Below are 15227 nucleotides of genomic sequence, written 5' to 3'. Positions count from 1 at the left end.
ATCCACTTCAAGACCCTTCCGAGTGATTTCGCTCTCAAACGACTATGCGAGAACTGTAATGAGCAAACTTTTCCAGCCTTTTGATTTGGCCGGCACGCCGTTGGCCAACCGTATCGTCATGGCTCCCATGACCCGCGCTCGCGCGCTGCAGGACATACCTGATGAGCACACCATTCTCTATTACGCACAGCGCGCATCGGCCGGGCTGATAATTACCGAGGGCGTCCCCATATCGCGACAGGGGTGTGGATATCTGTTCAACCCTGGTCTGTATAACGACGAGCAAACCCAAGCGTGGCGCAAAGTGACCGATGCGGTTCACGACGCAGGTGGGCAGATATTCGCGCAACTCTGGCATGTCGGACGCATGTCTCACGTGTCGATTCAGCCCAACCAGGACGCCCCGGTGTCCTCAGTGGCGGTTACCGCAGAGAACGCCAAGGCCTATGTCTGGATTGAGCCTGGTCATCCGGGCCCTGTACAGGCCAGCAAGCCTCGTGCGCTGACGGTGGATGAGATACACGTCATCACTGCCGAGTTCGTCGAAGCGGCTCGCCGTGCCATCGAAGCAGGCTTTGATGGTGTTGAGTTGCATGGTGCCAACGGCTATTTGTTCGAGCAATTTATCAACGGTGCTTTGAACACACGCACGGATGAATACGGTGGCTCGCCCGAAAATCGCCAGCGCTTCATACTCGAAACTCTCGATGCACTCTGCGCTGAGGTCGGCAGCCACAAGGTGAGCGTTCGCCTTTCGCCATTCGGCAGACTTTTCGACATGCACCCCTACGCCGAAGAAACCGAGACATGGCTGACGTTGGCTGAGGCGCTTTCCAAACGGGACCTGGCGTACGTACACCTTAGCGACCAGTTGACCCTCGGTGCTCAGGGTATTCCAGAAGGCTTCGCTTCTCAGTTCCGTCAAGCCTATCGCGGGGCTTTAATCGCAGCCGGCGGGTTCACCCGTGAGACTGCCGAACTGGCGCTCGAGAGCGGCGATCTTGACCTCATCGCCTTTGGCCGACCTTTCATTGCCAACCCGGATTTGGTCGAACGTCTGAGAAACAACTGGCCGATCGCAGAGGCCGACCGTGCAACCTGGTATGGCGTCCCGGACTCGATTACTCGCGGGTACACGGACTATCCAACCTACGACGAGGCTAAGGCCTGACACGTTGAAGACGGAGGGGGCTGCGGTGCAAGCCGGAGCTCTTCACCGCGGCTCAGCGTCACGCGGAGCGAACAGCTCGCCTTGCTTTTCCGCCATCGCAATCAGTTCGTCGATAATTACTCGCACCTTGGGCTGAATGTAACGCGTACGCGGCCAGATCACATGGATTGGCATGCGTGCGCTGGCGTATTGATCCAGAACCGTCACCAAGGCGCCCGTTCGCAAATGTTCGTCTACCAGCCATGTGGGCAATTGGCATAGACCGCCGCCTTCCAGTGTGGCCTCAAGCATTATCTCGCCATCACCGAACTCATGGCGCACCTGTATTTCCTGATGTTCCAACCCACCCTTTTCATCCTTGAGCAGCCATGTCGCCCGCAAGCCTTTGCGCCACGCGATAATGCAATCGTGCTTGAGCAAATCAGACTTTTCCCTGACAGGCGACCTGCCGCGCAGATATCCGGGAGCCGCACATATCACCAGCCGCTGCTCCCCTAGTCGTCGGGCAACCAGCTCTGGATCATCCATCAGGTCGCCAATACGTACGGCGAGATCAATACCTTCGGCAACCATGTCGACCTTGCGCTCGCCAAACGTCATGGTCAGGTCCAACTGTTTGAACCGCGCGGTCAACCGAATCAACATAGGTGCGATATGGCGTCGACCAAACGCTGCTGGCAGGTCTATGCGCAAGCGCCCTCTGGGCTCTGCATGCCCGGTCGAGAGCCAGCTTTCGGTTTGTTGCAGGTTTTCCATCATCTGCAGGCATGTCGCCAGATAGACCTCACCTTCATTGGTCAGGCTCAACCGTCGGGTGGTGCGATGCAGCAGCTTGATACCCAGACGCTTTTCCAGACGAGAAACGCTCTTGCCCACGGCAGAACTGGTGACCCCGAGCCTTAGAGACGCGGCGGTGAAGCTTTCGAGCTGGGCAGCTAGGATGAATTCAGGAATACCATCAATTTGCAGCGCTTCCATCACCATACCTACCGCGAGAAGATTTATTGAGCAATGCAACTGCACCAGTAATTGGCAGGGATATCGCCCTGATTACTGAGCGTAATAATCTGTCCGACCCGCTGCTGAATTGCACCGATTTGCATGAAGCTACCGGCTTATCGTTGAAAGCGGGCAACGGCTGCCGCAAACGATGGATGCTGCGCCTGCATGGCGAACGTTCAGTTGGCTGGACTTTCCCTACAGCCCCATCGGACCTGTACCCAAACACTGAACATTATGCACCGACATCTTCATTCTCCTGAGATCTATAGCATTTCCACCAGCTGAATACCCAGCTACCAGATTTGGCGATCTGGCTAGGAGGCATACCGTTGACCATAGAAAACAGGCATATTTGCGCGCCTGCACTTCGTTATGGCCGCTGTATGCGGGAGGCCTTCGGGTCTGCCGGTGTCTCCTACCGGTTCGCCAACCTGCATGCAGCTGCCACCTTATTCGTTTGGCGACGGAAAGTGGCAGCTCCGAATTAGGAGAAGCTTTCTTTGAATACCAGCACCGATGCTGCTCATATCCCCACCCTCTTCACCCGCCACAAAGCCCACCTGCACGCCATCCGCCTGCAAGACCAGACCTGGTTCTGCGCTCGCGATCTGGGCATTCTCATGGGGATGTTTCTCGACGAATTCCGGGCACGCAAGCTCGCCCCTGATCAGCGCAAGACCTTATGGCTGGAACGCTACGGAGAAGCGCAGGAGACGTTGATGGTGAGCGAGTCGGGCGCTTATGCACTGCTGGTCTACCATCACGCGCCGCACAACGGCCCGTTGCGCGAGTGGCTGGAGCATCACGTTGTGTCGACCTTGCGCGACATGCAGCAGCCGCCTGAATCGCAGCGTCCTACGCTGGGCTTGCTGCAGTGGCCGGGCGTGTCGTTGAGCTTGTTGAACTGGCAGGACGAGTCATGGATTCGCGTGCGGGATATGCCGGAGATTCTGTTGGAGCAATCGCGCCAAGGCGGTGGAAAGACGGCTTCGTGGTGGCGACGGTTACGCGCCCTCTGAGTTGAAAAGCATGAAGTGATCGCGGTGCTGGGCTCGACGAAAACCACGCATGTTGAGCTCAGCGGACAGATTGCAGTTGAAGCCTTTCAGCAGTTGCCGTTCACACCCTGTATCCATTCCCCACCTGCCCTCCCTCCTCGAATGACGCACGATAACGCCCCGTCGCTCATATCAAGGAATGATCCATGTCGCTGGCCATTGTTCATAGTCGTGCCCAGGTCGGGGTTGAAGCCCCGGCGGTTACTGTCGAAGCGCATCTGGCCAACGGCCTGCCGAGCCTGACACTGGTCGGGTTGCCCGAAGGGGCGGTCAAGGAGAGCAAGGATCGGGTGCGCAGTGCCATTCTCAATTCCGGGCTGGATTTTCCAGCGCGGCGTATCACGCTCAATCTTGCGCCTGCTGATCTGCCCAAGGATGGCGGCCGGTTTGATCTGGCCATTGCGTTGGGTCTGCTGGCGGCCAGCGGGCAGGTGCCGTTGACGGCGTTGCAGGATGTCGAGTGTCTGGGGGAGCTGGCGCTGTCAGGTGGCATTCGGCCGATTCAGGGTGTGTTGCCCGCAGCGTTGGCAGCGCGTGCGGCGGAGCGGACGTTGATCGTGCCTGCGGTGAATGCCGAAGAGGCGTGTCTGGCGTCGGGTTTGCGGGTCATTGCAGCCAATCATCTGCTGGAGCTGGTGGCGCACTTCAACGGGCGCACACCGATTGCGCCGTATCAGTCCAGCGGGTTGCTGCATCAATCCAAACCCTATCCGGACCTCAGCGAAGTGCAGGGGCAGACGGCTGCCAAACGTGCATTGGTGGTGGCTGCGGCTGGGGCGCATAACCTGCTGTTCAGCGGTCCGCCCGGCACAGGGAAGACGCTACTGGCCAGCCGATTGCCCGGTTTGTTGCCGCCGCTGGATGAGTACGAAGCGCTGGAAGTGGCGGCGATTCAATCGGTCGCCAGCCAGGTTCCGCTGACCAGTTGGCCGCAACGTCCTTTTCGACAACCGCATCACTCCGCGTCGGGGCCGGCGCTGGTGGGCGGTGGCAGTCGTCCACAGCCGGGCGAGATCACATTGGCTCACCACGGCGTTTTGTTTCTGGATGAGTTGCCGGAGTTCGACCGGCGCGTGCTGGAGGTTTTGCGCGAGCCACTGGAGTCCGGCCATATCGTGATTTCCCGGGCGCGGGATCGGGTGCGGTTTCCAGCGCGCTTTCAGTTGGTCGCGGCAATGAATCCATGCCCATGTGGCTATCTGGGTGAGCCGACAGGCCGCTGCCGCTGCTCTACAGAACAGGTGCAGCGCTACCGCAACAAACTGTCCGGCCCGCTGCTGGATCGCATTGATTTGCACCTGACGGTTGCGCGCGAAACCACCTCGCTCAATCCCGGCCCGCAGACTGGAGATACTACTGCCAGTGCAGCCGCCATCGTTGCACAGGCCCGTGATCGACAGAATCAGCGTCAGGGCTGCGCCAATGCATTCCTCGACCTTCCGGCCCTGCGCAAGCATTGCGCGCTGTCGAGTGTCGATGAGACATGGCTGGAAACCGCCTGCGAGCGTTTGACGCTGTCACTGCGCTCGGCGCATCGGCTGCTGAAAGTGGCTCGGACCCTGGCGGATCTGGAGCAGGTGGAGGCGATCAATCGCGGTCATCTGGCGGAGGCGTTGCAATATCGGCCTGCGAGCGGGTGATAGGGCATGAATCATACGCTCTCCGGATGAAAGCAATCGCAACACCTGCTGGGAGGACAGGTTTACGGCTAGACTACGCGCAAGAAGCCTGTTGCTTCGCAACGAAAGCTGGGGATCATCATGACTAAAGTCAAAACAAGCGAGCTCTCGGAAAAAGCTATCCAGAACCTTGAAGCCCATATCCCTGAAATGGCTGCTGGGGCGACCTATGCTGCCTATATTCGTGCACTGGCCGCCGGGCACAGCGTCCTAAGGGTCCAGGGCTCGAACGTGGTTGAGACGAAAGCGGACGGTGCGAGTCGAGTCGTTGCCAAGGCCAAGCCTCGGCGCAAGGTGACAGTCGGCCAGATAATCACGGTCAAGCGATTGGCTGCCGATGCCTAGATTGCGCATATTTGCTGGTCCGAATGGCTCAGGGAAAAGCACAATCAAGGATCAGATAGCTCCCAACCTCATTGCCACGTACGTCAATGCAGATGACATCGAGAAAAGCGTCAAGGCAACCGGGTTTCTCGACTTGACGACGTTTAACCTCTGCACCACGGCAGCCAAACTGCATGAATTCCTTGATACACATCCGCTGATCGAAAAAGCCGGGTTGCAGGAGCAGGTTAAAACTATCTCACTTGAAGGCCAGCGAATAGATTTCCGTGCGGTCAACATGAATTCCTATTACTCCTCTGTGATTTCGGATTTCATTCGCCACAAACTGCTGGATCGCATGGAAAGCTTTACGTTTGAAACCGTCATGTCATCCCCGGACAAGGTCAGCTTCATGAAGCTTGCACAGCAGAGAGGTTATCGAACCTATTTGTATTTCGTGGCCACAGAGTCGGTAGAAATAAATATCAACCGAGTAGCGAACCGGGTCGATGATGGCGGGCATCCGGTACCGGAAGATAAGATCCGTCAGCGCTACAAGCGTTCTCTGGAGCTTCTTCCCTCTGCGGTTTCAACGTCCAACCGGGCTTACATTTTCGATAATTCAGGCGAAAAATCTGTCTGCCTTGCTGAGATAACGGAAGGCACTGATTTGCAATACCGCGTCGAGGACATGCCCGACTGGTTCATGGAGCAGTATGTGGACAAGGTCATCGGCGCAAACGGCTGAAATCGCTCGTTCCCACAGATTTTCGAGCACTGTTTTTCAAACTTGAAAAGAACATGCCAGTGCAAAGCACTGGCATGTTTACATCAGAGTTGACGCAAGCTACCCCTCACCGAAACCGATCAACCTCTTTACGCAACTCACCCGCCAGCGAGTTCAGCTCTTCAGCCGTAATGGCCAGATTGGAGACCACTTCGCGTTGTTCACTGTTGGCCATGGCGATGCTTTGCAGGTTGCTGCTGAGCATGGTGGCGGTGCTGCTTTGCTCTTGAGTGGCTGTGGTGATCGCGGCGAACTGATGACCGGCGGAGCGGCTCTGTTCGTCGATCTGCGCCAGCGCCGAGGCGACTTTGGCGTTGAGCGACAGGCCTTCCTGCATCAGCACGTTGCCTTGTTGCATGGTGCTGATGGCGTTGCCGGTTTCCTGCTGGATGCTGGCGATCATGCCGGAGATTTCGTCAGTGGCCTTGCGGGTGCGCGAGGCCAGGCTGCGAACTTCGTCGGCAACCACGGCGAAACCGCGACCCTGTTCACCGGCGCGTGCAGCCTCGATGGCGGCGTTGAGGGCCAGCAGGTTGGTCTGGTCGGCAATCGAGGTGATCACGCCGACGATGCTGCCGATTTCCTGCGAACGCTGGCCCAGGGTGTCGATCACGGTCGCGGTGCTGCTCAGCGAAGTGGCGATCTGTTGCAGCGATGAGGACGCTTCATCCATCGAGGTACGACCGATACGGGTCTGTTGCGCGTTTTCCTGCGCCAGTCGCTCGGTGTTGCCCATGTTGTCGGCAATGTTCATCGATGTTGCGCTGAACTCTTCAACCGCGCCCGCCATGCTGGTGATCTCGCCGGACTGCTGCTCCATGCCTTCGTAAGCGCCGCCGGACATACCGGACAGTGCGTGGGCACGGGTGCTGACTTCCTGCGCGGCGATGCGGATATGCGACACCATCGAGGAAAGCGCTTCGCTCATCTTGTTGAAGCTGCCCGACAACTGACCGATTTCGTCGTTGCTGGTGATGTTCATGCGCACGCTCAAATTACCGGCGCCCAGCTCATCGGCCTGACGGACCAGTTCGGAAAGCGGACGCAGTTTGCTGCGCAGCAGCCAGATGGCGCTGATGACGGCAATGAGCATGGCCAGCAAGCTACCGATAGCCAGTTGCGTGCCGACGTTCCAGGTCACGGTGCTGATTTCATCGCCCGGCATGCTGGCTATGACAGTCCATGGCCCGCCCGCGAACGGCTGGCCAACACTGTAGATGTCCTCTTTGCCGTCATTCCAGAACTCCGCCTTGCCCGGCTTGCTGGCCAGATCGGCAACGGCTTTGGCGGCGTTTTCGGGCGACTGGATGCCAGCAGGTGGAACGAGCCAGGCGCCTTTTTCATCCAGAAGGGCCAGCGAACCGGTGCTGCCGATACGGAAATTTTTCAGGTCGTCGAACTGGGTTTTCTGAGCGTCGGTGTAATCGAAGCCAACAAACAGCGCGGCGATGATCTTGCCGCTGCTGTCACGAACCGGGCTGTACTGGGTCATGTAGTAACGGTCAAACAGCACGGCTTTACCCACATAGCCCTGGCCAGCCATCAGACGCTCGTAGGCAGGAGCCTTGCGATCCAGCAGCGTGCCGATGGCGCGCGTGCCGTCCTGCTTGCTCAGCGAGGTGCTGATACGAATGAAGTCATCGCCGCTGCGCACGAAGATTGTTGCCACACCGGCCGTCAGCCGACGGAACTCGTCCACTTCGGTGAAGTCATTATTCAGCGCCGTGTCGCGCAGGAACAGGCCGGGCGTTTGAGTGCCTGCCACGGTGACCGGTTTGTCGGCCTGCAGGGTCAGGCCAACAGCAAAGCGCTTTTCAAACAAGCCGCTTAGACGCTGGGTGCTGTCACGCAGGGTGCTGTGGAAGGTGTTGAGCTGATCGGCGAGCAGTCTTGCTTCACTGGACATGTGCTCTTCACGGATGACCAGATTGGAGGCATCCAGGGATCTCAACGCAAAAAGCGTGCTACCACTGATGACGACTGCCAGGATCACTGCCAGGGCGATACCGAGTTGCGTGGCAATCCGGGTGCGGGGCTTGGACATAAAGGCTCCAGACCGAATGATTATCGCCGAATCCTTGGCTCATCGTTCAGCAAACGTTAGTTAGGTGTTGTACCGTTTTGAACAAACGGTTCTTAGGCAATGCTTCGGCCAACAAGATCGATACTTGAGTATCTTGCGCGGGCATTAGTAAAGATGGCATTTTCGCACTATGCGAGGCGCATTAGTGCAAAATTTCAACTAAGGGCAATTCCATCGCCTGAACTTCGGCCTGCAGAAAGTCGCTCAACCGCCGCAACCGCTCTACGCCGGGCCTCGTACGAGGCCAGACCAGATAGTAATTTTCGCCACTCGCCACCGCCGTGCGCCACGGCAGACTCAATCGGGCCTGCGCGACGTCTTCCGCGACCATCAACAGATCGCCCATCGACACCCCGTAGCCGCGTGCTGCTGCAATCATCCCCAACTCAAGCGTGTCGAATACCTGACCGCCCTTGAGCGACACCTTGTCTGCCAATCCCATTCGGTTAAGCCAGGTGCGCCAGTCACGCCGATCCGGCGTCGGGTGCAGTAACTCTGCATTGGCCAGCCGCTCGACGTTCCACGGCGGGTCCTGCAACAGGGTCGGCGCGCCGACCGGGATCAGCCATTCCGGAAACAGCAGCGTGGCTTCCCAGTCGGCCGGGAAGTGCCCGTGACTGAGCAGGATCGCGCAGTCGAACGGCTCCTGCGCAAAGTCCACGGCATCGATGTCCATCCAGGCGCTGGTCAACTGCACCTCATTGCCAGCCTGCAGATGACGAAAGCGACTGAGCCGCGCCAGCAGCCAACGCATGGTCAGGGTCGACGGCGCCTTCATGCGCAGAATGCCCTCTTCCGTCTGCAGGGTACTGCATGCCCGTTCCAGCGCCAGAAAGCCGTCCCGCACGCCCGGCAACAGCGCCCGCGCCGACTCGGTCAGCTGCAGGTTGCGCCCGTTGCGCTGAAACAATCGGCAGGCAAAGTGCTCTTCCAGCGTGCGGATGTGCCGGCTTACGGCACTCTGGGTAATGGACAATTCTTCCGCAGCACGGGTGAACGAGGTGTGCCGGGCCGCAGCTTCGAATGCACGCAGCGCATAAAGAGGAGGGAGACGACGAGACATGCAGGCTTTCCTTATCGACCAGGCAGCCACTGTACTGTAAATACGCTCACATGAGTTTTAGTCATGCTGAGCATCGGTTTTATCGCTTTGTGCTTTTGACCCTGAATGCCGACAATAAGCGGCTCATCAGTCCTTCCGCCGTAGAGCATCGTTACCATGCAACAGCCCGCCCTCAAAGAACTCTGGATCATCCTGCGTCTGGCCGGGCCGCTGATCGCCTCGCAGATGGCGCACATGCTGATGGTGTTCACCGACACGGTGATGATGGGCAAGATCGGCCCTGAAGCCTTGGCTGGCGGTGGTCTCGGCGCGGCCACTTATAACTTCATCTCGTTTTTCTGCGTGGGCGTGATGGCGGCTGTCGGCACGCTGGTTTCCATTCGCCACGGCGCAGGCGATACCGAAGGCGCGGCCCGATTGACGCAGGCCGGGCTCTGGCTGGCCTCGGGCATGGCGTTGGTAGCGGCGCTGATTCTGTGGAATCTGGAACCCATCCTGCTGCAATTCGGCCAGGCTGAAGCCAACGTGCACATGGCCGCTCAATTCTTGATCACCCTGCCGCTGGCCCTGCCCGGACTGCTCAGCTTCATGGCCCTGCGCGGCTTCACCAGCGCGCTCGGCCGCGCCCGGCCGGTGATGACCATCAGCCTGATCGGGGCCGTCGCCAATTACCTGCTCAACTACGTGCTGATCCATCAATGGTTCGGCCTGCCCAATCTGGGCCTGATGGGCATCGGACTGGTCACGGCCATCGTGACCAACTGCATGGCGCTTGCGCTGGCATTGCACATCGGTCGGCACCCGGCCTACGCGGCGTATCCGATTCGCAAAGGGCTGTCGAAGCTCTCACGCAGCCATCTGGCCGAGTTGTGGCGCCTGGGCCTGCCGATTGGCGGCACCTACGCCGTTGAAGTCGGGCTGTTTACCTTTGCTGCGTTCTGCATGGGCGCGATGGGCAGCACCCAGATGGCGGCTCACCAGATCGCGCTGCAGACGGTGTCCATGGCTTTCATGGTGCCGGTCGGCATTTCCTACGCCGTGACCATGCGCATCGGTCAGCACTATGGCGCTGGCAACATGCTCATGGCCCGCAACGCCGGGCGTCTGGGGATTGGTTTCGGCGGCACGGTGATGCTCTTGTTCGGCCTGCTGTTCTGGCTGGCACCGCATCAGATCATCGGGCTGTTTCTGGACATCAACGACCCGGCGTTCGCCGACATTGTGGTCATGGCCGTGCAGTTGCTGGCCATTGCGGCCTGGTTCGAATTCTTCGACGGCACACAGACCATTGCGATGGGTGCGATTCGCGGACTCAAGGATGCGCGCACGACCTTCCTGGTCGGCCTGCTCTCCTATTGGCTGATCGCGGCGCCTGCCGCATGGCTCTTGGGCTTTTCCGCCAACGGCGGGGCTCCGGGCGTGTGGTGGGGTCTGGCGCTGGGTCTGCTTTGCTCGGCCGTGGCGCTCACCGGGGTGTTCGAATGGAAGACCGCAAGGTTGCTGCGCAAACACCCGGTCGGCGAGACAGTGATGGGCTGACGCGTCAGGAAGACGCGGGACTGCGGGACGCTTCACAGCGACTCGCGTCCGATCTCAGCCATTCGACCAGTTGTGGCATCGGCAGCGGCCTGCTGATCAGGTAACCCTGCAACTGATCGCAGGCAAAACCGCGCAACAGCGCCAGTTGCCCCGGCGTTTCCACACCTTCGGCCACCACTTCCAGACTCAGGTTGTGCGCCAGATTGATCATGGCATGCACCAGCTTGCGGTTTTCCTCGCGGGTTTCCATTTCACCGACAAAGCTTTTGTCGATCTTGAGCAGCGTGATCGGCAGGCTGTTGAGGTGCATGAAGGACGAGTAACCCGTACCGAAGTCATCCAGCGAGAAACGCACACCCAGACGTCCGAGGGCGTCCATGGTTTGCCGAACCTGATCGCTGCGGCGCATGACGGCGGTTTCGGTCAGTTCGAACTCCAGCCAGTGCGCGTCAATGTCGTGCTGAGCGATAAGACGGTTCAGGGTCGCCAGCAGCTGACTGTCCTGAAACTGCCGGAACGAGAGGTTGATCGCCATGTGCAAAGGCGCGAACCCCTGCTCGCGGAGTACTTGCATGTCGCTCAGGGCGCGGAAGATAACCCAGTAACCCAGCGGCACGATCAGACCGCTTTGCTCGGCCAGCGGCACGAATTCGTCGGGTGACAACAGCCCACGCTCGGGATGACGCCAGCGCACCAGCGCTTCCAGCCCGACCACCCGACCGGTGCTCAGACACAGCCGAGGCTGGTAATGCAGTTCCAGTTCGTCGCGGCGCAGCCCACGGCGCAACTCGCCTTCCAGGTCCGCCAGGCTGCGGGCGTTGCGATTGATGCTCTCGTCGAACAGATGAAACGTGCAGCCATTGAGACTCTTGGCCTGACGCATGGCGATGTGCGCGTGCCACATCAGCGAATCGGCGCCCGCCTCGGCCTGTGAATGAGCAATGCCCAGACTGCAGCCCAGCAACAGGCTTTCACCGCCGATCCAGTAGGGCTCGGCCAGAGCGTCGGTAATGCGCTCGGCCACTTGGGTCGCCCGCTCGGCGTCTTGATTGGTATCGATCAGCAGAGCGAATTCGTCGCCCCCTAACCGGGCGATCTGGTCACCGGCCTGGAGCTGGTTCTTCACCCGTCCCACGACCTGCAGAATCAGTCGGTCACCGGCCTGATAACCCAAGGCGTCATTGGCGCGGCGAAAGTCGTCCAGGTCCAGATGCCCGAGCGCCAGATGGTTGCCACCGGCAAGACGTGCGGCCAGCATGGCCTGAAACCCCTGCCGGTTGGCGATCCCGGTCAGCGTGTCCTGCCCGGCCAGACGCTGGAGGTTTTCTTCAAGACGGCTGCGCTCACGAACATGCCGCAGGCAGCGACGAAGGGTGTCATCCGTCAGCGCATCGCGCACCAGCCAGTCATTGACGCCGGTCGGCCCCACCAGCGGCTCTTCGTCGAGCAGCACCACCATCGGCAAAGTGCAACTGCCGGTAGGCGGCTGCAGGCCAGGGGTGGTGAACAGCACCGTGTTGCGCTCGTTGCCGTAACGGGTACAGAACGTCTGCCAGTCGGCAGCATGCAGCAGCGTGACCGCATGGCCCGGATCGGTCAGACAACCGCTCAACAGCGTCTGCCAGGATGGCTCTTGTGTCAGCAAAAGCAACCGCAGGGGTTCGACAGGCGTAGGCAATCTAACTTCCTAAGTTCAAAGGAAAAAACGATGGTCGCGCCCTCTCGGGAACGCGACGAATACACTTCTCTTCGCGCCGCGGCGCAAATGTAACAAAAAAGCAGAAATTAGATAGCCGTTACCACCTTTCTGCGATGACCGCCGCATGAAACCTGCGGGCCTGCTAAAATGCCCGACCTTTTCGCAAGCGACCTTTCAGACCGTCATGTCCCGACTCAATCCCCGGCAACAGGAAGCGGTGAACTACGTCGGCGGCCCTCTTTTGGTGCTCGCCGGTGCAGGCTCCGGCAAAACCAGCGTGATCACGCGCAAGATTGCGCACCTGATCCAGAACTGCGGCATCAAGGCCCAGTACATCGTCGCCATGACCTTTACCAACAAGGCTGCGCGCGAGATGAAGGAGCGGGTCGGCACGCTGCTCAGGGCGGGTGAAGGACGCGGCCTGACGGTGTCGACGTTCCACAACCTGGGCCTCAACGTTATCCGCAAGGAGCACACGCGACTGGGTTACAAGCCGGGCTTCTCGATCTTTGACGAGACCGACGTCAAGGCATTGATGACCGACATCATGCAGAAAGAGTATTCGGGCGACGACGGCGTCGACGAAATCAAGAACATGATCGGCGCGTGGAAAAACGACCTGATCCTGCCTGCCGAAGCGCTGGAAAACTCGCGCAACCCCAAGGAACAGACCGCCGCCATCGTCTACACCCACTATCAACGCACGCTCAAGGCGTACAACGCGGTGGACTTCGACGACCTGATCCTGCTGCCGGTGAAGCTGTTCCAGGAACATGCCGACATTCTGGAAAAATGGCAGAACAAGGTCCGCTACCTGCTGGTGGACGAATATCAGGACACCAACGCCAGCCAATACCTGCTGGTCAAACTGCTGATCGGCACCCGGCACCAGTTCACCGTGGTGGGCGACGACGACCAGTCGATCTATGCCTGGCGCGGCGCACGGCCGGAAAACCTGATGCTGCTCAAGGACGACTACCCGTCGTTGAAAGTCGTTATGCTGGAGCAGAACTACCGCTCCACCAGCCGCATCCTGCGCTGCGCCAACGTGCTGATCTCCAACAACCCGCACGAATTCGAGAAACAGCTGTGGTCCGAAATGGGCCACGGCGACGAGATCCGGGTCATCCGCTGCCGCAACGAAGACGCCGAAGCCGAGCGCGTCGCCGTGGAAATTCTCACCCTGCACCTGCGCACCGACCGGCCTTACAGCGACTTTGCGATCCTGTACCGCGGTAACTATCAGGCCAAGCTGATCGAGCTGAAACTTCAGCATCATCAGATTCCGTATCGGCTTTCGGGCGGCAACAGTTTCTTCGGCCGTCAGGAAGTGAAAGACCTGATGGCTTATTTCCGCCTGCTCGTGAACCCGGACGACGACAACGCCTTTCTGCGGGTCATCAACGTACCGCGTCGGGAGATCGGCTCGACCACGCTGGAGAAACTCGGCAACTACGCCACCGAGCGCAAGATTTCGATGTACGCCGCCACCGACGAAATCGGTCTGGGCGAGCATCTGGACAGCCGTTTCACCGACCGCCTGCAACGCTTCAAGCGCTGGATGGATGGCGTGCGTCAGCAATGCGCGCAGAACGACCCCATCGCCGCGCTGCGCAGCATGGTCATGGATATCGACTACGAGAACTGGCTGCGCCAGAACAGCTCCAGCGAGAAAGCCGCCGACTACCGCATGAGCAACGTCTGGTTCCTGATCGAAGCGTTGAAGAACACGCTGGAGAAGGACGAAGAAGGCGGCATGACCATCGAGGAAGCCATCGGCAAACTGGTCCTGCGCGACATGCTCGAACGTCAGCAGGAAGAGGAAGACGGCGCCGAAGGCGTGCAGATGATGACCCTGCATGCGTCCAAGGGCCTGGAATTTCCCTACGTGTTCATCATGGGCATGGAAGAGGAAATCCTTCCTCACCGTTCCAGCATCGAAGCCGACACCATCGAAGAAGAGCGTCGTCTGGCCTACGTGGGCATCACCCGTGCGCGCCAGACCCTGGCCTTTACCTTCGCCGCCAAGCGCAAGCAGTACGGCGAGATCATCGACTGCGCGCCCAGCCGTTTTCTGGACGAGCTGCCGCCCGACGATCTGGCCTGGGAAGGCAACGACGACACCCCGACTGAGGTCAAGGCGGTACGCGGCAACACGGCCCTGGCGGATATCCGCGCCATGCTGAAACGCTGACCGGCACAAGAATCGATCATTTATTGCGCAATGGCGCACCCAAGGAACCGAAGTGGAAGCACTGCACAAGAAGATTCGCGAAGAAGGCATCGTACTGTCCGACCAGGTCCTGAAGGTCGACGCGTTCCTCAATCATCAGATCGACCCGGCGCTGATGAAAGCCATTGGCGACGAGTTCGCCCGGCTGTTCGCCGACTCGGGCGTCACCAAGATCGTCACTATCGAAGCCTCGGGCATCGCGCCAGCAGTCATGGCGGGCCTCAACATGGGCGTGCCGGTGATCTTCGCGCGCAAGCATCAGTCGCTGACCCTGACCGAAAACCTGCTGTCGGCCACGGTGTACTCGTTCACCAAACAGGTCGAAAGCACTGTTGCGATCTCGCCGCGCCACCTGAGCAGCGACGACCATGTGTTGATCATCGATGACTTCCTGGCCAACGGCAAAGCCTCGCAGGCGCTGATTTCGATCATCAAGCAGGCGGGCGCCACCGTTGCCGGACTGGGTATCGTGATCGAGAAATCGTTCCAGGGCGGCCGCGCCGAGCTGGACGCGCAGGGCTATCGCGTCGAGTCACTGGCCCGGGTCGAATCGCTGGCTGACGGCGTCGTCACCTTCAAATAACAGCGT

At 59.5% G+C, this 15227-nt stretch carries 13 protein-coding genes; 9 read left to right on the top strand and 4 right to left on the bottom strand.

Going from position 1 to position 15227, the window contains the following annotated elements:
* Positions 1-58 precede the first annotated feature (58 nt).
* Complete coding sequence (locus CFBP1590_RS00780) at positions 59-1171, top strand: alkene reductase (protein ID WP_088234293.1); 1113 nt, start codon at positions 59-61, stop codon at positions 1169-1171.
* A gap of 42 nt (positions 1172-1213) precedes the next feature.
* On the opposite strand, the gene CFBP1590_RS00775 is transcribed toward CFBP1590_RS00780, so the two are convergent.
* Positions 1214-2149, bottom strand: a complete 936-nt coding sequence (locus CFBP1590_RS00775; RefSeq protein WP_088236344.1) for a LysR family transcriptional regulator — start codon at positions 2147-2149, stop codon at positions 1214-1216.
* A 26-nt stretch (positions 2150-2175) separates the two neighbouring features.
* Between CFBP1590_RS00775 and CFBP1590_RS27420 the strand changes: the two genes are divergently transcribed.
* The 5 genes from CFBP1590_RS27420 (at position 2176) to CFBP1590_RS00755 (ending at position 5982) form a co-directional block, all read left to right on the top strand.
* A complete protein-coding gene (locus tag CFBP1590_RS27420) occupies positions 2176-2433 on the top strand; it encodes a hypothetical protein (RefSeq protein WP_145958162.1) in 258 nt (85 codons plus the stop codon).
* Positions 2434-2673: 240 nt separating this feature from the next.
* Positions 2674-3192, top strand: coding sequence for a BRO-N domain-containing protein (locus CFBP1590_RS00770; RefSeq protein ID WP_088234292.1), 519 nt, complete (start codon positions 2674-2676; stop codon positions 3190-3192).
* Positions 3193-3377: 185 nt separating this feature from the next.
* Positions 3378-4871 carry a YifB family Mg chelatase-like AAA ATPase gene (locus CFBP1590_RS00765; protein WP_088234291.1) on the top strand — a complete coding sequence of 498 codons (1494 nt, stop codon included), beginning with the start codon at positions 3378-3380 and terminating at the stop codon, positions 4869-4871.
* Positions 4872-4991: 120 nt separating this feature from the next.
* Positions 4992-5255 (top strand): hypothetical protein, encoded by a 264-nt coding sequence (locus CFBP1590_RS00760; RefSeq protein ID WP_029241726.1) that lies wholly within the window; start codon positions 4992-4994, stop codon positions 5253-5255.
* Positions 5242-5982: an ATPase gene (locus tag CFBP1590_RS00755; RefSeq protein WP_029241727.1), complete on the top strand. Its 741-nt coding sequence runs from the start codon at positions 5242-5244 to the stop codon at positions 5980-5982. The genes CFBP1590_RS00760 and CFBP1590_RS00755 overlap by 14 nt, the downstream gene beginning before the upstream one ends.
* 106 nt (positions 5983-6088) lie before the next feature.
* Here the strand turns inward: CFBP1590_RS00755 and CFBP1590_RS28685 are convergent, their stop codons facing one another.
* Positions 6089-8065 carry a methyl-accepting chemotaxis protein gene (locus tag CFBP1590_RS28685; RefSeq protein WP_029241728.1) on the bottom strand — a complete coding sequence of 659 codons (1977 nt, stop codon included), beginning with the start codon at positions 8063-8065 and terminating at the stop codon, positions 6089-6091.
* Positions 8066-8246: 181 nt separating this feature from the next.
* The gene (locus tag CFBP1590_RS00745) at positions 8247-9167 is read right to left on the bottom strand and encodes a LysR substrate-binding domain-containing protein (RefSeq protein WP_029241729.1); all 921 of its coding nucleotides are present in this window, start codon (positions 9165-9167) and stop codon (positions 8247-8249) included.
* A 156-nt stretch (positions 9168-9323) separates the two neighbouring features.
* Here CFBP1590_RS00745 and CFBP1590_RS00740 point away from each other — a divergent pair, with 156 nt between their 5' ends.
* Positions 9324-10706, top strand: a complete 1383-nt coding sequence (locus tag CFBP1590_RS00740; RefSeq protein ID WP_088234290.1) for a NorM family multidrug efflux MATE transporter — start codon at positions 9324-9326, stop codon at positions 10704-10706.
* 4 nt (positions 10707-10710) lie between these two features.
* Here the strand turns inward: CFBP1590_RS00740 and CFBP1590_RS00735 are convergent, their stop codons facing one another.
* On the bottom strand, positions 10711-12384 hold the full coding sequence (locus CFBP1590_RS00735; protein WP_043303377.1) for a putative bifunctional diguanylate cyclase/phosphodiesterase: 1674 nt from the start codon (positions 12382-12384) through the stop codon (positions 10711-10713).
* Positions 12385-12589: 205 nt separating this feature from the next.
* Between CFBP1590_RS00735 and rep the strand changes: the two genes are divergently transcribed.
* On the top strand, positions 12590-14599 hold the full coding sequence (rep, locus tag CFBP1590_RS00730; protein ID WP_004887427.1) for a DNA helicase Rep: 2010 nt from the start codon (positions 12590-12592) through the stop codon (positions 14597-14599).
* Positions 14600-14651: 52 nt separating this feature from the next.
* On the top strand, positions 14652-15221 hold the full coding sequence (locus tag CFBP1590_RS00725; RefSeq protein WP_004887429.1) for a xanthine phosphoribosyltransferase: 570 nt from the start codon (positions 14652-14654) through the stop codon (positions 15219-15221).
* The last annotated feature ends 6 nt before the right edge of the window (positions 15222-15227 follow it).

This window comes from Pseudomonas viridiflava (assembly GCF_900184295.1).
Taxonomy (GTDB): domain Bacteria; phylum Pseudomonadota; class Gammaproteobacteria; order Pseudomonadales; family Pseudomonadaceae; genus Aquipseudomonas; species Aquipseudomonas viridiflava.
Note: the sequence above shows the minus strand (reverse complement) of the source record. Positions and strands in the feature narration are given on the sequence as shown.